Source organism: Pseudomonas sp. Leaf434 (genome assembly GCF_001425545.1).
Taxonomy (GTDB): Bacteria; Pseudomonadota; Gammaproteobacteria; order Pseudomonadales; family Pseudomonadaceae; genus Aquipseudomonas; species Aquipseudomonas siliginis.
Window position 1 is genome coordinate 647,631 of sequence record NZ_LMQZ01000009.1, and the last position, 20,610, is coordinate 668,240.

General features: G+C 58.3%; 14 protein-coding genes. 4 read left to right on the top strand and 10 right to left on the bottom strand.

The genetic code is table 11. The annotated features are described in order from the left end of the window. Window positions 1-80: 80 nt before the first annotated feature. The 10 genes from ASG55_RS20310 to ASG55_RS20355 all read right to left on the bottom strand — a co-directional run bounded on the left by ASG55_RS20310 (window position 81) and on the right by ASG55_RS20355 (window position 14,231). Entirely contained in the window at window positions 81-1,553 is a 1,473-nt protein-coding gene (locus tag ASG55_RS20310) for a mannitol dehydrogenase family protein (protein ID WP_056789745.1), read from the bottom strand. Between the two features lie 15 nt (window positions 1,554-1,568). Further along, a complete protein-coding gene (locus ASG55_RS20315; RefSeq protein ID WP_056789749.1) occupies window positions 1,569-2,672 on the bottom strand; it encodes an ABC transporter ATP-binding protein in 1,104 nt (367 codons plus the stop codon). 164 nt (window positions 2,673-2,836) lie between these two features. Further along, the gene (locus tag ASG55_RS20320; protein WP_056789752.1) at window positions 2,837-3,667 is read right to left on the bottom strand and encodes a carbohydrate ABC transporter permease; all 831 of its coding nucleotides are present in this window, start codon (window positions 3,665-3,667) and stop codon (window positions 2,837-2,839) included. An 8-nt stretch (window positions 3,668-3,675) separates the two neighbouring features. After that, window positions 3,676-4,602, bottom strand: a complete 927-nt coding sequence (locus ASG55_RS20325; RefSeq protein ID WP_041480415.1) for a carbohydrate ABC transporter permease — start codon at window positions 4,600-4,602, stop codon at window positions 3,676-3,678. Between the two features lie 156 nt (window positions 4,603-4,758). Continuing rightward, window positions 4,759-6,069 (bottom strand): ABC transporter substrate-binding protein, encoded by a 1,311-nt coding sequence (locus tag ASG55_RS20330; protein ID WP_056789755.1) that lies wholly within the window; start codon window positions 6,067-6,069, stop codon window positions 4,759-4,761. A 342-nt stretch (window positions 6,070-6,411) separates the two neighbouring features. After that, on the bottom strand, window positions 6,412-7,317 hold the full coding sequence (locus ASG55_RS20335) for an AraC family transcriptional regulator (RefSeq protein WP_056789758.1): 906 nt from the start codon (window positions 7,315-7,317) through the stop codon (window positions 6,412-6,414). 88 nt (window positions 7,318-7,405) lie between these two features. Then, entirely contained in the window at window positions 7,406-8,269 is an 864-nt protein-coding gene (locus ASG55_RS20340) for a hypothetical protein (protein WP_056789760.1), read from the bottom strand. 107 nt (window positions 8,270-8,376) lie between these two features. Continuing rightward, window positions 8,377-9,681 carry a glycosyltransferase gene (locus ASG55_RS20345; protein ID WP_056789763.1) on the bottom strand — a complete coding sequence of 435 codons (1,305 nt, stop codon included), beginning with the start codon at window positions 9,679-9,681 and terminating at the stop codon, window positions 8,377-8,379. 95 nt (window positions 9,682-9,776) lie between these two features. Next, a complete protein-coding gene (locus tag ASG55_RS20350) occupies window positions 9,777-13,265 on the bottom strand; it encodes a hypothetical protein (RefSeq protein ID WP_236708186.1) in 3,489 nt (1,162 codons plus the stop codon). A gap of 606 nt (window positions 13,266-13,871) precedes the next feature. Beyond that, window positions 13,872-14,231: a response regulator gene (locus tag ASG55_RS20355; RefSeq protein WP_056789768.1), complete on the bottom strand. Its 360-nt coding sequence runs from the start codon at window positions 14,229-14,231 to the stop codon at window positions 13,872-13,874. Between the two features lie 265 nt (window positions 14,232-14,496). Between ASG55_RS20355 and ASG55_RS20360 the strand changes: the two genes are divergently transcribed. The 4 genes from ASG55_RS20360 to ASG55_RS20375 are packed head-to-tail and all read left to right on the top strand — an operon-like array spanning window position 14,497 to window position 20,601. After that, window positions 14,497-17,970 (top strand): response regulator, encoded by a 3,474-nt coding sequence (locus ASG55_RS20360; protein ID WP_056789771.1) that lies wholly within the window; start codon window positions 14,497-14,499, stop codon window positions 17,968-17,970. Beyond that, window positions 17,970-18,803: a CheR family methyltransferase gene (locus tag ASG55_RS20365; RefSeq protein ID WP_016774863.1), complete on the top strand. Its 834-nt coding sequence runs from the start codon at window positions 17,970-17,972 to the stop codon at window positions 18,801-18,803. Before ASG55_RS20360 ends, ASG55_RS20365 begins: the two co-directional genes overlap by 1 nt. Beyond that, window positions 18,800-19,393 carry a chemotaxis protein CheB gene (locus ASG55_RS20370; protein WP_056789773.1) on the top strand — a complete coding sequence of 198 codons (594 nt, stop codon included), beginning with the start codon at window positions 18,800-18,802 and terminating at the stop codon, window positions 19,391-19,393. Before ASG55_RS20365 ends, ASG55_RS20370 begins: the two co-directional genes overlap by 4 nt. Next, window positions 19,387-20,601 (top strand): hybrid sensor histidine kinase/response regulator, encoded by a 1,215-nt coding sequence (locus ASG55_RS20375; RefSeq protein ID WP_041480260.1) that lies wholly within the window; start codon window positions 19,387-19,389, stop codon window positions 20,599-20,601. Before ASG55_RS20370 ends, ASG55_RS20375 begins: the two co-directional genes overlap by 7 nt. Window positions 20,602-20,610: the final 9 nt, after the last annotated feature.

Below are 20,610 nucleotides of genomic sequence, written 5' to 3' on the forward strand. Positions count from 1 at the left end.
AATTTCAGGTCGATGAATAACGGAAGAACCACGCGGTCGGTTCCCTCTCCCTCCGGGAGAGGGCTAGGGTGAGGGGCTTTTCAGCCGAGCACCCGTTCCAGAGTCCGCGAAACCCCAACCTCGCGCAAACTCTGGCAGCACCACTCGAATGCCGCAACAAACTCCGCCGACTTCGGTATCGCCGTGCCGAAAATCTCCTCCACGCCCAACAGGCGCTCGGTGATCAACTCATCGTCCGCCACCAATCCCTGGCAGAAAGCCGCTCGCGGATCCGGAATCGAATACGTATCGCCATTCTCATCCACGCCCTTCAAATACAACGCCCACGCCGCGACTACCAGTGCCGCGCGCTTGGTCTCGCGGCCATCGGCGATCAGGCGATTGATCGTCGGCACGGTGAACTTGGGAAACTTCGATGAGCCATCCGAACACACGCGCTCCAGCTGATCGGCAATCGCCTGATTGGAAAACCGCGCGACCAGTGTGTCCTTGTATTCGCTCAGATCAATGCCCGGTACCGGGGCCAGCTGCGGCGTGACATCCAGATCCATATAAGCGCGCATGTAACGCACGAACAGCGGATCGTTCATGGTCTCGTGGACGAAGCGATAGCCCTTGAGAAAGCCCAGATACGTCAGCGCCAGGTGACTGCCGTTGAGCAGTTTGATCTTCATCTCTTCGTACGGCGACACATCGTCGGTGAACTGCACGCCGACCTTTTCCCACGCCGGGCGGCCGTTGACGAATTTGTCCTCCAGCACCCACTGCACAAACGGTTCGCAGACCACCGGCCAGGCATCGTCGACACCGTGTTTGTCGGCCAGTTGCAGGCGATGCGCGGTGCTGGTCATCGGTGTGATTCGATCGACCATGGCGTTGGGGAAACTGACGTTCTGGTCGATCCAGTCGCGCAGATCCGGATCACGCAGGGCGGCGAAAGCCAGCAGCGCCTTACGGGCGACGGCGCCGTTGTGGGGCAGGTTATCGCAGGACATCACAGTAAATGCCGGAACGCCCGCCGCACGCCGTTTGGCCAACGCTGCGCAGAGGAAACCGAACACGGTGCCCGGCGCCTCGGGATGGGCCAAGTCGTGTTGAATCTGCGGCAGATGCGCCATGAACTCGCCGTTGCTGTCGTCGATGCAGTAACCGCCCTCGGTGATGGTCAGCGAGACGATGCGGATCTGCGGTTCGGCGAGTTTGTCGATCAGTGCTCGCGCGCCATCTTCGGCCAGCAGCATGTCGCGGATCGCGCCAATGACGCGAATTTCGGTGTCATCGCTGTCGCCCAGTTCAAACAGGGTGAACAGGTAATCCTGCTCGCGCAGATCATCGCGGGCGCGGCGATCTTCCGGGCGCAGGCCGACGCCACAGATTGCCCAGTCCAGCGCTTCGCCAGTGTTCATCAAGGCATCGGTGTAATACGCCTGATGCGCACGATGGAAACCACCGACGCCGATGTGGGCGATGCCCTGACGCGTGTCAGCGAGGTCGTAGCCTGGCAGTTGCACCTGGGCGGCGAGGCGATTGAGGTTCTGTTGGTTGAGTTTCATCGGATAGTCTCGAAATCAGGCCGCAGCACGCAGCGGACGGGTCAGCGCCACACCTTCAGCGTCGAACAGGTGGCAGTGAGTCGGGTCCAGGCGCAGGCTCAATTGTTCGCCGTAACGGCTGGCCAGATCGCCGCGCACGCGCATGGTCAGGGCTTCGTCGGCGCTGGTGGTGACGTGGCAGAAGGTGTCGCTGCCGAGGCGTTCGCTGACGTCGGCAGTCACTTGCAGCGTGCAGTCGCCGGGTTGCGCCAGCTCAAGATGTTCCGGGCGAATGCCCAGCGTGACAGCGCTGCCGACACTGAGGTTGGCGGCGTTGAACGGCAGGGTGATGCGCGTGCCGGCGTCCAGCGAAACTTCACAGCTCGGGCCGTCGATGCGGGCAATCTTGCCTTTGAGGAAACCCATTTTCGGCGTACCGAGGAAGCCTGCGACAAACAGATTGGCCGGGTTGTGATACAGGTCCAGCGGCGAGCCGACCTGTTCGATTCTGCCGCCATTGAGCACCACGACTTTGTCGGCCATGGTCATCGCTTCGACCTGATCGTGGGTCACATAAATCATCGTCGCTTGCAGGTCTTTATGCAGGCGCAGCAGTTCCAGACGCATCTGCACGCGCAACGCCGCGTCGAGGTTGGACAGCGGCTCATCGAAGAGGAAAATCTTCGGGTTGCGCACGATGGCGCGGCCGATCGCCACGCGCTGACGCTGACCGCCGGACAGCTGTTTGGGTTTGCGCTCGAGCATCGGCCCGAGTTCAAGAATACGTGCCGCTTCGCCGACCTTGCGCTCGACTTCGGCTTTCGGCACGCCGGCCAGATCGAGGGCGAACGACATGTTCTTTTTCACGGTCATGTGCGGGTACAGCGCGTAGGTCTGGAACACCATCGCCAGATCGCGCTTGGCCGGGCTGACTTCGGTGATATCGCGGCCATCAAGTTCGATAGTGCCGCCGCTGACCTCTTCAAGGCCGGCGATCAAGCGCAGCAGGGTGGATTTGCCGCAGCCCGACGGGCCGACGAAGACTACGAATTCCTTGTCGTTCACTTCCAAGTCAATGCCCTTGATGATGGAAAAGCCTTCGAAGCCTTTTTGCAGATTCTTGATTTTCAGGTTGGCCATGAGATGGGCCTCCGCAATTTATTATTGGGTTAAACCAGATCGGCTTTTCTGTGGGAGCGAGCCTGCTCGCGAAGGGGCCGTGTCAGTCGACATCAGGGTTGAATGACACTCCGCTTTCGCGAGCAGGCTCGCTCCCACAGGGGATAGGGTTGGATTCGGGATGTTCATTTCACGGCGCCGAACGAGAGACCGCGCACCAGTTGCTTCTGGCTGATCCAGCCAAAGATCAGAATCGGCGCACAGGCCAGGGTCGATACGGCCGACAACTTGGCCCAGAACAGCCCTTCGGGACTTGAATACGAGGCGATCAGCGCGGTCAGCGGTGCGGCATTCGATGAGGTCAGGTTCAGCGACCAGAACGCCTCGTTCCAGCACAGGATCAGCGACAGCAGCACGGTCGAGGCGAGGCCGCCCTTGGCGATCGGCAGCAGCACCCGAACCATCTCCTGCCACAGCGTCGCACCGTCGAGGCGGGCGGCTTCGAGGATGTCTTTGGGAATGTCCTTGAAGTAGGTGTAAACCATCCAGACCACGATCGGCAGGTTGATCAGCGTGTAGATCACGATCAGCGCGATGCGCGTATCGAGCAGGCCGAAACTCTTGGCCAGCAGGTAGATCGGCATCAGCACGCCCACCGGCGGCAGCATTTTGGTCGAGAGCATCCACAGCAATGTGCTTTTGGTGCGCTGGGTTTCGTAAAACGCCATCGAGTAGGCCGCCGGCACCGCGATCAACAGGCACAGGGCGGTTGCGCTGAACGAGATCACCACCGAGTTCCAGGCGAAGCTGAAGTAATCGCTGCGCTCGTTGATGTGCAGGTAGTTCTCCAGCGTTGGCGTGAAGATGACCTGCGGCGGCGTGGCGAAGGCGTCGATTTCGCTCTTGAAACTGGTCATCACCATCCAGAAGATCGGGAAGAAAATCACGATCGCGATGGCCCAGGCCAGCGTGCCGAGCAGCAGGCTTTGCAGGCGACGGGATTGTTGGAGCGTCATGGCAGGCCTCACGCTTTGTCAGTCAGGTTTTTGCCGATCATTCGCACCAGAATGATCGCGGCGATGTTGGCGATGACCACGGCAATCAAACCGCCGGCCGAAGCCATGCCGACGTCGAACTGCACCAGCGCCTGGTTGTAGATCAGGTAGGCCAGGTTGGTCGAGGCGTAGCCGGGGCCACCGTTGGTGGTGGTGAAGATTTCGGCGAACACCGAGAGCAGGAAGATCGTTTCGATCATCACCACCACAGCAATCGGCCGCGCCAGGTGCGGCAGGGTCAGGTGCCAGAAAATCGCGATCGGGCCGGCACCGTCCAGGCGTGCAGCTTCTTTCTGTTCCTGATCCAGCGATTGCATCGCGGTCATCAGAATCAGGATCGCGAAGGGCAGCCATTGCCACGAAACAATGATGATGATCGACAGCAGCGGGTAGTGCGCCAGCCAGTCCACCGGTTGCGCACCGAACAGCTTCCAGATGTAGGCGAGGATCCCCGAGACCGGGTGGAAAATCAGGTTCTTCCAGATCAACGCGCCGACGGTGGGCATGATGAAAAACGGCGAGATCAGCATGACCCGCACCAGGCCGCGCCCAAGGAATTCGCTGGCCTCCAGCAACGCGCTGATCAATACGCCGAAGACCACGCTGATCAGCAGCACACTGCCAACGAGCAACAACGTATTGGTCGCACCGGGCATGAAACCCGAATCAGTGAGGAAATAGGTGAAGTTCTCCAGCCCGACGAATTCGTTTTCGCCGGGATAGAGCAAGTTGTAGCGGATCATCGAAAAGTACAGGGTCATGCCCAGCGGCACGATCATCCACAGCAGCAACAGCGCCACCGAGGGGCTGACCAGAAACCAGCCGGGATTGCGCACGCGCAGCTTGCGCTGCGGTGGCGACAGGTCGATGTGGGCTTTGGCAGTTGAAGTATTCATGGCATTCACAACCGAGTCATACAGACCTATGGAGATCCCCATGTGGGAGCGAGCCTGCTCGCGAAAGCGCTGGGTCAGTGTCATGTGTGTTGGCTGACACGACGCCTTTGCGAGCAGGCTCGCTCCCACAAGAGGCAGGAGCAAGGCATTCAGCGGTTACTTGGGATAACCCGCGCGCTTCATCTCGCGTTCCGTGGTCTGCTGCGCCGCCGCCAGCGCCTGATCCACCGTGGTCTGGCCGATCAGCGCTGCCGAGAACAGCTTGCCGACCTGGGTGCCGACTGCCTGGAATTCAGGAATGGTCACCAGTTGAATGCCGATGTACGGCACCGGTTTCAGCGTCGGTTTGCTCGGGTCAGCGGCTTTCAGCGATTCCAGCGTCACTTTGGCAAACGGCGCGGCGCTCATGTAAGCATCGCTGTAGGTCGAAGCGCGGGTGCCCGGCGGCACGTTGGCGATGCCATCGGTCTTGGCAACCAGTTCGCCGTACTCTTTGGACGTGGCCCAGGCGCTGAAGGTTTTTGCTGCGTCCTTGGCCTTGGAGCTGGTCGGAATCGCCAGCGCCCACGAATACAGCCACGCCGAGCCTTTATCCGTGACTTGATGCGGAGCGAAGGTGAAACCGACGTGATCGGCGACCTTGCTCTGGGTCTTGTCGGTCACGAACGAGCCGGCGACGCTGGCGTCGACCCAGATCGCACATTTGCCGCTGTTGAACAGGGCGAGGTTTTCATTGAAACCGTTGCTGGATGCGCCCGGCGGGCCGGATTTCTTCATGGTGTTGACGTAGAAATTCAGCGCATTTTTCCATTCCGGCCCGCTGAATTCCGGTTTCCACTGCTCATCGAACCAGCGCGCGCCATAAGCATTGGCGACCGTGGTGACCAGCGCCATGTTCTCGCCCCAGCCGGCCTTGCCGCGCAGGCAGATGCCGTACTGCTCTTTGTCTTTGTGGGTGAGCTTTTCGGCAAACCCGGCGATCTCTTCCCAGGTCGGCCGCTCCGGCATGGTCAGCCCGGCTTCCTTGAACAGGTCGGTGCGGTAATAGGTGATCGAACTCTCCGCGTAAAACGGCAGCGCATACAGCGAACCCTTCACCGACAGGCCTTCGCGCACCGACGGAAAGACATCGTCGAGGGCGTAACTGGCCGGCAGGTCCTTCATCGGCTCCAGCCAACCCTTGCCGCCCCAGAGTGCGGCTTCGTACATGCCGATGGTCAACACGTCGAACTGGCCGCCCTGAGTGGCGATGTCGGTGGTCAGGCGCTGACGCAGGACGTTTTCTTCCAGCACCACCCAATTGAGCTTGATGTCCGGATGCTCGCTCTCGAAGGTTTTCGAGAGTTTCTGCATGCGGATCATGTCGCTGTTGTTGACGGTGGCGATGGTCAGGGTCTGGGCGCCAAGGCTGACGCTGCTGAGGGTCATGCAGGTGAGAGCGAGCAGAGCTTTTGCAGTGGGTTGCATCGTGCACTCCTTTTCTGACACCCGACGGGGCAGAAGGACAGTTATTGTTTTTGTGTCTTCCGAATGCAGGAAGAATCTGCGCTGATTACAGCCTTCCACGGCGGAGCTGACAAATCATCCCTAGCACTTTTGTTGATACTTTTTTGCACTGGGGTTTGAGCGGGTGAACGCAGGGAAGGGGTTTTGCGCGAGGGACCGTTAGCGAATGCGTACAGATTTCGCCAGCCGGGGCACGGTTTTTTGTGGGAGCGAGCCTGCTCGCGAAGATGGTGTGTCAGCCACAGGATTTTTCACAGACAGACCGCTTTCGCGAGCAGGCTCGCTCCCACAGGTGGCGTGTCGTCAGAGATGGTTCTGTTCAGTCAGCCGCTGCACCGCCAGCCGTCGATAGTGCGACGGCGTCATGCCCTTGAGTTGCTGGAAGCGTCGATTGAAGTTGGAAATATTGTTGAAGCCCGACTCGAAGCACACCTCGGTCACCGGTTTGTCACCATCGGCCAGCAGCTCACAGGATTTGCTGATGCGCAGGCGATTGACGAATTCGATGAAGTTGCGCCCGGTGGCCTGTTTGAATACCCGGCTGAAATAGGTCGGTGTCATGCCCAGGTGCTCGGCCACTTCTTCCAGTGAGATGTCCCGCGCGTAGTGGCTGAAGATGTAATCGACCGCGCGGTTGGTGCGGTCGATGTTGTGTTCGTCGGCCAGTTGCGGCGTGGTGGCACCGGACAACAATTGGAAATCATCGCTGGCCGCGAGCAATTCCATCAGGATGAAAAAATGCCCGAGGCGAGTGATGCCCGTGCTGTCGGCGATCCGCTGCATCAGTGTCATGGCCTGACGGATCGTGCGCTTGCAACGAAATTCGATGCCGTACTGCGCACGCTCAAGCAGTGGCGCCAGGGATTTCAGCTCAGCGAACACCTGGTGCCCGCTCTCGAACAATTCGTCGGTGAAGTTGACCAGCATGTCGCGCTTCTCCACCACTTCATCCTCGGCGACCTGGCTGATCCAGTTGTGCGGCAGGTTGGGACCGGTCAAAAACAAAGTCTCTGGATAGAAGTTGCCGATGTAATCGCCGATGAACACCTTGCCGGAGCTGGCCACGATCAGGTGCAGCTCGTACTCCTTGTGGAAATGCCAGCGCACCAGCGGGCAGGGGAAGCCGTGCTGGCGGTAGATGATGGACAAACCGTTATGGTCGTCCATCAACTCGTAGGAAGGGTCGGTCACGCGAGCGGTTCGGGTCATGACGGGGCACTTTTTTATTATCGCTGCGCGATCATGCCTCGTTTTTTGCCATTTGTGCCACTTCCGACCGGCCGTCCTTGGTTACCGCTCAGCTGAGCTTGTCGCGTGCCTTTTGCAGGTTGGCCATTTGGCAGAAACGCACGATGTTGGAATTTTTGATGAAGTCGAAATTGATAATGTTGCACTTGCGCGCCCAATCGGATTTTTCCGGGTCGAACCACTCGTCAAGACTGTCGAGGATCCGCTGTGGGCCGCCGAGTGTGTAACTGGTTGCCGACAGCGACCATGGGCGAAGCGTACTGACAGGTGTGCTCAGTACGTTGTCTATGTAGCCATAAAGATCCGAGGTGCTGACCTGTGATTTGCCAATCCACTTGTGATTGATTGGTCTGTAGAAACGAAAGTCTTCGCTTTCCCAGGTCATCGGCGCGGCCACCATAATGCGTTGCAATGGATTGATGGCTTTGAGTTGGCCAATTGTCAGATGCAGATTGTCGGTGGGAATGATCCGTTCCCCAAGGTGCTCCAGCAAAGCTGTTTTGAATTCCTCATGGTTGAATGGATCTGTAGCGCTGGAAAGTTCATGAAAGTCCAGAATGATAAACTCATTCGGGCTTCTTTCATAAAACCCCTTGATGTCCCTGATCAGGTCTTCAAGCGTTCGCGAAGAGTTGAATCCATTGTGGTGGAAACGGAATCTCGCCAGTTGTTTCGCCTTGCTGTTGTAAACAAGGCGTACATCAAGTGCGCGAGCGCCGCGATTCAACTGCGAATAAAAGGAAACGTCCTGGCAGGCAAGCCAGTTTTTCCCGGGAATAAGGGCGTAAGACGCTTCCCAGTCACAACCGGCATTATGCGCGCCGGGCAGGGTCATTTCAAATAACGAAAGATTATCGATTTGTGGTGAATAAGCCATCCATTGATGGGTTGGTATATCGTCGAAGTTTTCCATGTTGCACATCCTGCGAAGTGGTTAGTAAGTTGCGCGCAGGATGTTTATAAGCATGTTCGTGTTATTGCGAAAGTTGGCTTTTAATGCAAGTCATGTAATTGATGTAATCAGCGCTCTGTTGGGCTCAACTGGTTTTTGGCTTCGATCCATTGAGCCATGTATTGAGTGCTTTTGAGTGTGTGATGTCGCAACATGGCGCCGGTGAAGTTGTCGTTTCTAAGTTGTGCCAAGTGTTGTCGGCAATCATCTATCCGGTTGATCAGACGCGGGCCATGTACGCTGCGCTGATAACGCTGCTGCAAAAGTGCCGAAGCCTGAATCTGCGCCTGCTGCCAGCGCGCCGGATTTTCGTACAGTTGCACCGCCTGTTCGGCAAAGGTGTTTGCGTCGAGGGCGACGGCTCCCGGCCACGGAGCTTCGCCGTGCATGGCTTCGGCGCCGATCGGTGTGGTCACACTCGGCGTGCCACAGAGCATGGCATCGAGCAGTTTGCCCTTGATTCCCGCGCCGAAGCGCAATGGCGCAAGGCAGACTCGTGCTGCCGACATCACTTCAAGTGCATCTTCGGCCCAGTCCATGATGTGAAAGCCTTGGGCCGGGTTGTGCAGTGCGGTGGCTTTGGGCGGCGTATAGGCGCCATAGATATGCAGTTGCGCGCGAGGCAGGCGCGCGCGGATCAGCGGCCAGAGGGTGGTCTTCATCCAGAGCACGGCATCCCAGTTCGGCGCGTGACGGAAGTTGCCAATGCTGAGGAAATGCTCCCGCTCTTCGAAACCTGGCGGGGCGGTGTCCGGAAGATCAATCATCAACGGACACCAATGCAGGATTTGCCGGGGCAGGCCAAATTCCTCCACCAGCAGGTCGATCTCGACTTCGGAAATCATCAGGTTCAAGTCGCAGCGATACAGCGCAGCGATTTCCCGTTTGGCCAGATCGGTGCCGGCCATCAGCTGGAATTCTTCGTGCAATGCCGGTGCAAACAGCCCGGTGAAATCAGTCTGCTCGTCGTTGCTTTTCAGCCGGTCCTTCAGGCGCTGATGACGCGCATGCCGCAGGCTTTGCAGGTCGGAAGTTTCCAGGAGGCGCAGGGCGCCCGGGCAGTGTTTCTCCACCCGCCAGCCAAACTGTTCTTCCATCATGAACTGATCGAACAGCACGATATCCGGCGCCAACTCGCTGATGAACACGTCGAAACTGCTGTTGTTGAGCTCGATCGATACTTCGCGAATGCCCAGCGCCGTCAGATCAGCTTTGTGTTCACCCGGGCCGGCCGGGCTGCTGAACGTGATGTCCCATCCCTGATCGAGAAATGTCTCGAGGATCTGCATGACATGCCCGCTGGCCGCCGATGAGCGCGGTTCTGGCCAGACGTAGCCGATGACCAGAACTTTGGTGGTACGCGAATGGCTCACGACTGATCCTCTGACCCATGGAAGAAAAAGGGCGCAATTAAACCACAGCGAAGTGATTGAAATGCACCCTGTCCACCGACCAGCCGTTTCAGCGTTTAAATGACCGGTTTGGCGAGGTTGAGCAGCAGCGGCCCTTGTAGAAACTTGCCTGCAGCGGTGTTGCGCACGGCATCGTCGATGGTCTTCACATTGAAGCTCAATATGGCCGGACGCGTTTGTGCTTGATCGAGCAGCGATACCGCAAGCATGTATGACTCAGCGTTGGCCAGCGCCGGATGGTCCTGGACCAGTTTCGGCAGACTGGTTTTTACCTGGTTGAACTCGACGAATCCCGGTCGGTGCGCCAGAGCGTGATGTGGATTGATCAGGTTGTCCGGATGCGCCTTGCGCGCGTCCCGAGCCAGCTCCAGCAGTCCGACCGCATCGAACTCCGCCTGATGCAACTCCGGGTAGACCTTGCCGTAGTACAGGTCGAGGGTGTCCGGGCCACCGTGGGACATTTCGTGAATCAGCACGTCGGCGACGCTGCCGTCGTCGTAACGCGACAACTTGTAAAACTCATCGAGATTGTCCGGGTAGATCGACAGAAACCGGCCTGCGGACTCATCGATTTTTTCGCCTGTGCGCAGCGCTGTCTGCCAACGCTTATAGGCCGGTGGCGAAAGCGAGGCGATCACGCCGGGTTGATGCGGGCGGAACGTCACATTGCTGAAACTGATCGACTCGAGATCCTTGCGCATCGCGCTGAGATGTTTCGACACGTGCTGTGCCACTTCATCGGAATCGTTACCGAACACATGCTTGAGCACCGCGCGAATGTCGTCGTTGGAAGACAGTTGCGACAGCGCGTTGATGGAGTTGTCCAGCTTGGTCCGGGCGCGGGGAATGGCTTTTTTCAGATAACCGCGGGTGTAACTGAATGGCTTGAAGCGGCCGAACAGGCGCTTCAACGGGGCGAAGTTACCCAGGTCGAGCAGTTTCAGGCGCGGGCCCCAGGCACCGCCGGTGCGGATGCTCAGCGCGTGCCAGTCCTGGTTGCGTTCCAGCACTGCGATGTCGATCGCCTCGCCAAGCGCGTCGGCGCCTCGCCAGGTCGCCTGACGCACATCGCCGGTGTGGGAGAGCCTGAGCCAGTCCCGACTCTCGACACCATGGATCAACCTTTTCAATTGCACGCTGGCGGTGTGCGCGGTGTCGAGCGCGGTTTCACCGGCAAAGACCACGCCGCGTTTGACCAGACGAAAACCTTTGCGGGCGAGGGCGGGCAAACCGTCGAGCGGGTTGATCAGCGACACGGCCGCTCGGGCCACGGCTTTGGCGACTTTCAGCAGTTTTAGGGTGGTCGACCCGGTCTTGGCGATGATGCTCGCTGCCGACGCGCCAAGACCGACCAGCAGGCCGATGACCGACAGGCCATCCAGAATGCAGCCACCAATGCCTTCGGCGACACGGTCGGTGCGTCCGGAACGAATGTCTTCAATACACTGTTTGAACGGCACGATGACGTTGATTGCCAGGTTCTCGACGATCTCCCTGGTGTCACGCCATTCTTCCAGGCCGTTGCGCACATCCAGTGCGGCATACAACTCTTCGCGGCGGGCGACAGGATGATTGTCCAGCACGCATTGGGCGATCTCATCCAGTTGCGCAGAAAAGAACAGCGGAACCGCGCGCACATCAGTCTCTTGCAGTTGCAACTGCCAGAGCTTCTCCACCACTACTTTGGAAGTCATGCCCTGGCGTGGTTCGCTGCCCTCGCGGTAGGCGGCGTAATCGAGGGGCCACTCGCTGGCTTTGTTCTTGTCCTGAAAATCGTACTTGCTGCCAGTGTATGAAAGGGTCGGCCGTTGATGAATGACGCCGGTGTCTTGCAGCTTGAGCGCCAGATCCGGACGCTCGTAGCAGACGCCGCGCAGCGTGAACAATTCGTAAGCACGCAGCCGATCACCGTTGTCGCAGCAAAGAATGATCCCGTAACGCCCATTGGCCTCATCTCGCTGGATTTGCGTTTCTTGCTGCGGATTCAGTGGATTGACTTCCTTCCTGACGGTGTAGAAGGTCATTTGGCCGCTGGTCAAGGCCTGACGATCATGCTCTGGCATCTGCGTGATCGCCATTTTGATCAGGGACGATAGACCCTCGCGCACGTTCCGGTAGTAACGATCAAACGCCTGGTCAAACAGTTGCGACGGCGATTGCAGTTCGGCCAGGCGGGTGAAGGCACCGGCCGGGGGGTGGAAGTTGTCGCGGGTCTTGAATTTGTCCGAAAGTTGTCCGTCTTCAACCAGATCGCCGGAAAGATACAGATCGAGAATCGACAGGCGTAGGCGCAACAGGCCGTTGATCGCGTATTGGTTGTTGTCAGTGGCGCTGGCGAGGAAATTCCAGAACTCGGTAAGAATCCCCGCCGGATGCGCAGCCTTCAACCCTTCGAGCCAGCTACGTTCGCCGAAGCTGTCCAGGTACTTTATTTCGAAGGCCGGCTGTTCGAGATAGGCGCCGGCGGGCATCACTTGCTCCAGCGCACGCAGAGCGATTTTGCGCCGGTCCGGTGGCGCGGTGGACAAGCCTGTTTCAGACTGGGCCAGAGCCTCCATGTAACGCGAGAAATACGCGCTGGCCTTGATCACCGTGGTCTTGTCGTAGTCTTTGTCGCTGCGGTAAGGGATGACTCCGTTGAGTACCGCCCAGTCCACCACCGCCGGGATCGCCGCCGCTTCGTACAACTTGTCGAGCTCACCGGAAACCGGGGTCAGCTCGGAAAACGCCTTGAGTTGTGCAAACGTCATTGCACGCGAGCTGCCAGGTGCGGCGTGCTCGACCACGGCAGCGCTCTGGCGCGCAGTTACCCAGCCTGGCTTGTCCAGCGTGAGCCCGGGCGGGATCTGGTCGATCAGCAACTCCGGTGCTGCACCCGCGATCAATAGATGCGCTGCCAGTGGCGCGTTGTGCGCTTCGCTCAGGCCCAGATCAACCAGATGCTGTTCGAACAGGACGCGTACTTCGGCAGCGCTGAGTGTGGAATTCGCCGGTTGATAGAAGTCATAGCCGGCGACAAGAGGCTGATCGGAGCGCAATTGCATGTCGATGATCAGCGCAGCGATGACTAACTCATTGACCTGGCGTTCGCGCACGTCCGCGTTATTGGCTTCCAGATGCCAGCCAAGGCGTGCATGCAGGGTTTCTCCCAGGGCGCGAGCGGTTTTTCGCCTCAGGAAGTTGTGCAGGAACTTGTCCGCGTTGTCGCGTATGTCCTGTGCCGGAATCAGGTTGAAGTTGGCGAACGCCAGTACCTGCAACAGGCTTGTCGCACCTTGGGTCAGCTCATGCACTGTCTGGGTTATGACTTTGCGGTTCGCTATCGATAAATGAAACGGTGACGACTCATCGGCGTGGAGCAATTCGTGGTAGTCGCCCAAGGCGGGTGGCTCGGGCAGTTCGAAGGTCAGCCATTCAATCAGTGCCCGGGTTTCGGCAATGTTCGTCGGCACGTCATAACCGTTGAACTTCAACCATTGCACTATGCCAATCACTTGGCCGGAATAAACGACGCCGCCGATGGTTTTTGCCAAATCGGCGAGCATATCGAGTTCTTCGGAAAACACCGAAACTTCAGCACTATCCAGTGCAATACTGAAACGATGGGATTCGAACTCTGAGTCATAAACAACGAGAACTCCGGCGTTGGTGTCCACTGCTAGTTGAATATCAGCTGAAAAAGAATGGTTGCGTAACAGCTGCGCAAACTCCGGGGTTGCAATTAAATTTTTCAAGGCATTGCGTGCTGGTTCACAACGTTCGTCAAAACTGCTGCCGATGACCCGGGGTATGAAGCGATCTTGCACATTGAATACAGTGGCGACCGGCAGCGAGGCGCTTGCCGAGTAACTGTCGGCCGAGACTTCAAACTCAGTTGCCTTAAGGGCTTCAACAAGTAACTGAACAATAAGCGCGCGTTCCTGTTTGTCGGAGGCGGAGCAATCGACGGCGGCAGGCACGTCGGAAGAAATGAACTGCATGGGCTCTATCCTGAATAAGTATCGAAAGTTCCCTGGCTGTATTTCGTTATTTATTAACGCGGCCAAAGATGATTCAGGATAGAGCTGGCAGGTTAAGCAATGGCAGTGTTAGTTAGTTGCTGATTATTTTCGGATGTGACAAGTTGCATCTGCGACGGGCATTTATCAGGTTTATTTCAGAATGCCTTTAACTTTGTCGCGCAATTGATCGATGGAGAAGGGCTTGCCGATGACATGCATGTCGCTGGGCACATCGATATTTTCGGCATAGCCGCTGGCGAACAGGATGGGCAGAGCAGGGCGCAGCTCCCGCGCCTTTTCGGCAAGTTCGCGGCCATCCATGCCAGGCAGGCCGTGGTCGGTCATCATCAAATCAATGGCGTTGCCAGGATCCGCAAGTATTTCGAGTGCCGCGTTGCCATCATCAGCCTCCAATACCGTGTATTCCAGCTCCTCCAGCACATCCACGATGAGCATGCGCACGATGTCGTCATCTTCTACGACAAGGATAGTGGAGGCATTGGCAGACATGGCAGGACTCTCAGAAAAATGAAATCGGGGGATACCGGGCAAGCGAATTTGCCGGACTCTTGCATGAGTAAGTGGCGCATAGCCACAAGTTCCCGAGCTGATACAAAAAAGAACAGGTCAGTGCGGTGCGGCAAGGATAACCGTTGGCGTCGTCCAATGCGCAGGTGTGCGTAGGAAAATGCCATCATTTGTGTGAGAAAAATGGATCCATGGCGGGGTTTTGGGGCAAACTCTCGGGTTTTCAACAGTTCGACAAGGCTGCCCCATGTCCTCTCCGTCCTCGGTTGATGAACAACGGTTCCGCAAACTTCTGAGTCGCAACGTCAGCCTGCCGCTGGGCGTCGGCGTGCTCAGTGCGGTGTTTTTCGTCTCACTGATCACCTATTTGCTGTCCGTCATCCAGTGGGTCGAGCATACCGACCGGGTGATCAATAACGCCAATGAGGCGGTGAAACTCACTGTCGATCTCGAAACCGGCATGCGCGGCTATCTGCTTAGCGGTGACGAGCACTTTCTCGACCCGTACGAAGTTGCCAAGCCGCGTATCGACGTCGCTCTCAATACGTTGCTGGAGCTGACCGCCGATAATCCGGTGCAGACCGACCGCTTGCGTCGCCTGCAAGCGTTGCAGGTGGAATGGGCCAACTACGCGCAATCGATGATCGACCTGCAGCGCAGCAGCGGCGATTATCGCGGTGCGGTCAAGGCCGGGCGGGGCAAGCGACTGACCGACGAAATTCGCAAGCAGTTCGAAGACGTCATCGAAACCGAGCAAGTGCTGCGCGCCACGCGCAACGAGGATGTGCGTCGCACCACCATCTGGAGCATCACCCTTTATCTGATTTTCATCGTTGGTATCAGCGGTTTGCTGGCCTACATCGGCCGCCGTGACCTGGTCAATCTGTCGACCAATTACAGCGCCAACCTCGCGGCGCAACTGGCCAGCGCCGAACGCCTTGAGAAACAGGCGTGGCTGCGCAACGGCCAGACACAATTGGCCGAGCAGGTGCTGGGGCAGCTGACGCTGAACCTGCTGGGGCGCAACATTCTGCAATTCTGCGCGCAATACCTTGGCACTGCCGTCGCTGCGCTTTATGTGCGTGAAGAACATGGCGGCCTCAAGCGCGTGGCGACTTATGGTTTTTCCCGCGAGCAGGAAGAGCTCAATCAAACGATTTACAGCGGCGAAGGCATCGTCGGCCAAGTCGCAGAACAAGCACGCCTGATCCGTCTCGACGCGGTCCCTGGCGACTATTTCAAAGTCAGCTCCGGCCTCGGCGCAGGCCTGCCGCACAGCGTGCTGGTGGTGCCGACCAGCGATGATGATCGGGTCAACGGCGTAATCGAGCTGGGTTTTCTGCGTCCGCTGTCCGAGCGCGACATAGAGCTGCTGGAGCTGATTGCCGGCAACATCGGCACCTCGATCGAAGCGGCGCGTTACCGTCAACGCTTGCAGGAAGTGCTCGCCGAAACCCAGCAGCTCAACGAAGAACTGCAAGTGCAGCAGGAAGAGCTGAAGACCGCCAACGAAGAGCTGGAAGAACAGTCGCGGATTCTCAAGGAATCCCAGGCGCATCTGGAAACCCAGCAAGTGGAGCTGGAGCAGACCAACGAGCAGCTCGCCGAACAGCGCGATGCGATGGACAAGAAAAACACCGAGTTGAATCAGGCGCAGATTCAACTCGAAGAGCGTGCCGAAGAGCTGCAACGCTCGAGCAAGTACAAGTCCGAATTCCTCGCCAACATGTCCCACGAACTGCGCACGCCGCTCAACAGTTCGCTGATTCTGGCCAAGCTGCTGGCGGAAAACCCGCAGCAGAATCTGTCGGCGGAACAGGTCAAGTTTGCCGAATCGATCTATTCGGCCGGCAACGATCTGCTCAACCTGATCAACGACATCCTCGACATTTCCAAGGTCGAGGCCGGCAAACTCGAAGTAATTGCCGAAAACACCCGCGTCGATCGTCTGGTCGACGGCTTGCGCTCGATGTTCGAACCGCTTGCTGCCGACAAGCACCTTGCGTTCACCGTCGAGGTCCAGCCGGACGCACCGGGCTTGCTGTTCACTGATCGTCAGCGTCTGGAGCAGGTGATCAAGAATCTGCTCTCCAACGCGATCAAGTTCACCGAGCACGGCGCCGTCAGCCTGAGCATCACCGCGCAGCCGAATGATCACATCGCTTTCAGCGTCAAGGATTCCGGGATTGGTATCGCTGCCGATCAGCAGGAAAGTATCTTCGAAGCGTTCCGTCAGGCGGATGGCACCACCAACCGCAAGTACGGCGGTACCGGCCTGGGCCTGTCGATCTCGCGGGATCTGGCAACGTTGCTGGGCGGCTCGATCAGCGTCGACAGCGTACCGGGGCAGGGCAGCACGTTCACGCTGCTGTTGCCGCGCCAGTATCACGAATTCGGTGATACCTCGGCCGCGCCGCTGACCTTTCACCCGGCACCTGTGACGCCTGCGCCAGTTGCTGTTGCGGCTCCGCTCGCATCGGCGATTCCAGCGGTTATCCCGCGCTTTGCCGACGATCGTGACAAGGCACCGTTCGCCACCCGCTGCATTCTGGTGGTGGAGGACGAACCGAACTTCGCCCGTATCCTCTATGACCTGGCCCATGAGTTGGGTTACATGTGTCTGGTCGCCCACGGCGCTGACGAAGGTTACGACCTGGCCCGCGAATTCGTTCCGGATGCGATCCTGCTCGACATGCGCCTGCCGGATCATTCCGGTCTGACCGTGCTGCAACGCCTGAAAGAGCGCGCCGAAACCCGACACATTCCAGTGCACGTGATTTCCGTGGAAGACCGCGTCGAAGCGGCCATGCACATGGGCGCGATCGGCTACGCAGTGAAGCCGACCACCCGCGAAGAGCTCAAGGATGTGTTCGCCCGTCTCGAGGCCAAGCTGACGCAGAAGGTCAAACGCGTGTTGCTGGTCGAAGATGACGATCTGCAACGCGAAAGCATCGCGCGGCTGATTGGCGACGAAGACATCGAAATCACTGCCGTCGGCCTGGCCCAGGACGCCCTGGAATTGCTGCGCACGACCATCTACGACTGCATGGTCATCGACCTCAAGCTGCCGGACATGCTCGGCAACGATCTGCTCAAGCGCATGTCCACCGAGGACATCTGCTCGTTCCCGCCGGTCATCGTTTATACCGGACGCAACCTGACCCGCGACGAAGAGGCCGAACTGCGCAAGTATTCGCGCTCGATCATCATCAAGGGCGCACGCTCCCCGGAGCGATTGCTCGACGAGGTCACACTCTTTCTGCACAAAGTCGAATCGCAGCTGTCCCATGAACGGCAGAAGATGCTCAAGACCGCGCGCAGCCGCGACAAGGTCTTTGAAGGTCGCAAAGTGCTGCTGGTGGACGACGATGTGCGCAACATCTTCGCCCTGACCAGCGCGCTGGAACACAAAGGCGCAGTCGTGGTGATCGGCCGTAATGGCCGCGAAGCGATTGAGAAACTTCATGAAGTCGAGGACATCGACCTGGTGCTGATGGACGTAATGATGCCGGAAATGGATGGCTTCGAAGCCACCATGGAAATCCGCAAGGATCCGCGCTGGCGCAAGCTGCCGATCATCGCGGTGACGGCCAAGGCCATGAAGGACGATCAGGAGCGCTGCCTGCAAGCGGGCGCCAACGATTACCTGGCCAAGCCCATCGACCTTGATCGTCTGTTCTCGCTGATACGTGTGTGGTTACCGAAAATGGAACGCATCTAGTGGAACGCAGCAGTTCAGCCGAGCGCAACAGCGAAATCGAATTACGCTTGTTGATCGAGGCGATTTACCTGAAATACAGCTATGACTTTCGCGACTACTCCGGCGCTTCGATCAAGCGCCGGGTGCAGCACGCGCTGAGTCAGTTCGAGTGCGCAACCATCTCGGCCCTGCAAGAAAAAGTCCTGCACGACCCGACGGCGTTCATGCAACTGCTGCAACTGCTGACGATCCCGGTCAGCGAGATGTTCCGCGATCCGTCGCATTTCCTGGCGATCCGCAACGAAGTGGTGCCGCTGCTGCGCACCTATCCGTCGCTGAAGATCTGGATTGCCGGCTGCAGCACGGGCGAGGAGGTCTATTCGATGGCGATTCTGCTGCGCGAAGAAGGCCTGCTCGACCGCACGATCATCTATGCCACCGACATCAACCCGCGCTCGCTGGAGAAGGCCAAGCAAGGGATTTTCTCCATGGAAAACGTCCGCGCCTACACCGCCAATTACCAGCAGGCCGGCGGCCAGCGTTCGTTTGCCGATTACTACACCGCAGCCTATGGCTACGCGATTTTCGACAAGAGCCTGTGCGAGAACGTGACGTTCGCCGACCACAGCCTGGCCACCGATAGCGTGTTCTCCGAAACCCAGTTGATTTCCTGCCGCAATGTGCTGATCTACTTCAACAAGAAGCTGCAGGACCGGGCATTCGGGCTGTTCCATGAATCACTGTCGCATCGCGGCTTTCTGGTGTTGGGCAGCAAGGAAACCCTGGATTTTTCCAACTATTCGAATCAGTTCGAGGCGTTGGTCAAACAAGAACGGATCTACCGCAAATCATGAACGACACCCCGAGCCTGCCTCGCATCGAGGCTGTCGTGATCGGCGCCTCCGCAGGCGGTGTCGAGGCGTTGCTGACCCTGCTCGGGCCGTTGCGCAAAGGCTATGTGCTGCCGATCATCATCGTTCTGCATCTGCCGGAAGAGCGCCGCAGTCATCTGGCGGAAGTGTTCTCCCGGCGCCTGGCGATGCCGGTCAGAGAAGCCGAAGACAAGCAGGACATTGAAGCCGGCACGGTGTATTTCGCCACGCCCGGTTATCACTTGTCGGTCGAAGCGGATCGCAGCTTGTCACTGAGCCTGGAGGACCGCGTACATCATTCGCGGCCGTCTATTGATTACCTGTTTGAATCCGCCGCTGACGTTTACGGCGAGACACTCGCCGCTGTCCTGCTGACCGGCGCCAATCACGATGGCGCGCGCGGGCTCGCTTACGTCAAGCGTTGCGCCGGCCTGACCATTGTTCAAGACCCCGAGGATGCACAAGTCGCCACCATGCCCCAGGCTGCACTGAACGTTCTGCAGCCGGATCATGTCCTACCCATTCACGGCATCGGCCGTCTGCTAGTCGAGCTGGAACGAATCGCATGCTGAGTAATATCCAAGCCAAACTGTTGATCGTTGACGATCTGCCAGAAAACCTGCTGGCGCTGGAAGCGCTGATCAAGCGCGAGGATCGCACGGTCTATAAGGCTCTGTCGGCGGACGAAGCACTGTCGCTGTTGCTGCAGCACGAATTCGCCATGGCCATTCTCGACGTGCAGATGCCCGGCATGAACGGCTTCGAACTCGCCGAGCTGATGCGCGGTACAGAGAAGACCAAGAACATTCCGATCATCTTTGTCAGCGCTGCCGGCCGAGAACTCAACTACGCGTTCAAAGGCTATGAAAGCGGTGCGGTGGACTTCCTGCACAAGCCGCTGGATATCCATGCGGTGAAGAGCAAGGTCAACGTTTTCGTCGATCTGTATCGCCAGAGCAAGGCGATGAAGCAGCAGGTCGAGGCGTTGGAGCAGGCCCGGCGTGAGCAGGAAGCGCTGCTGCAACAACTGCAAAGCACCCAGCTGGAGCTGGAACAAGCGGTGCGCATGCGTGATGACTTCATGTCCATCGTCGCCCACGAGGTGCGTACGCCGCTCAATGGCCTGATTCTCGAAACCCAGTTGCGTAAAATGCATCTGGCGCGAGACAACGCCTCAGCGTTCACCCTCGACAAGATGCAGGCGATGGTCGACCGCGATGAGCGGCAGATCAAAAGCCTGATTCGCCTGATCGAAGACATGCTCGATGTCTCGCGAATCCGCACCGGCAAACTATCGATCCGACCGAGTCGTTTCGATCTGGTGCAACTGGTCAGCAATCTCCTGCAGAATTTTGCCTCGCAAATGGAAGCGGCAGAAACCAGCGTTTCCTTCGAGGCATCGGCGCCGGTAGAAGGTTGCTGGGACGAGTTCCGCATCGAGCAAGTGGTGTCCAATCTGCTGACCAATGCCTTGCGTTATGGTGGTCGCAGCCCGATTCAGGTGCGCGTCTATCGCGAAGATGACGAGGCCCGGGTCGAGGTACAAGACCACGGCATCGGCATCAGCGCCGAGAACCAGAAGCGTATTTTTCAGCAGTTCGAACGGGTGTCCGCCAAGACGGTGGTGGCCGGGCTCGGGCTGGGTCTGTTCATTTCCGAGCAGATCGTCGCCGCCCATGGCGGCTCCATCGTCGTCGAGAGTGAAATCAACGAGGGCGCCCTGTTTCGCGTTTGTCTGCCAATCCAGGAAAACGGCATATCCGACGCAACCTCTGAGTGACCACACGGT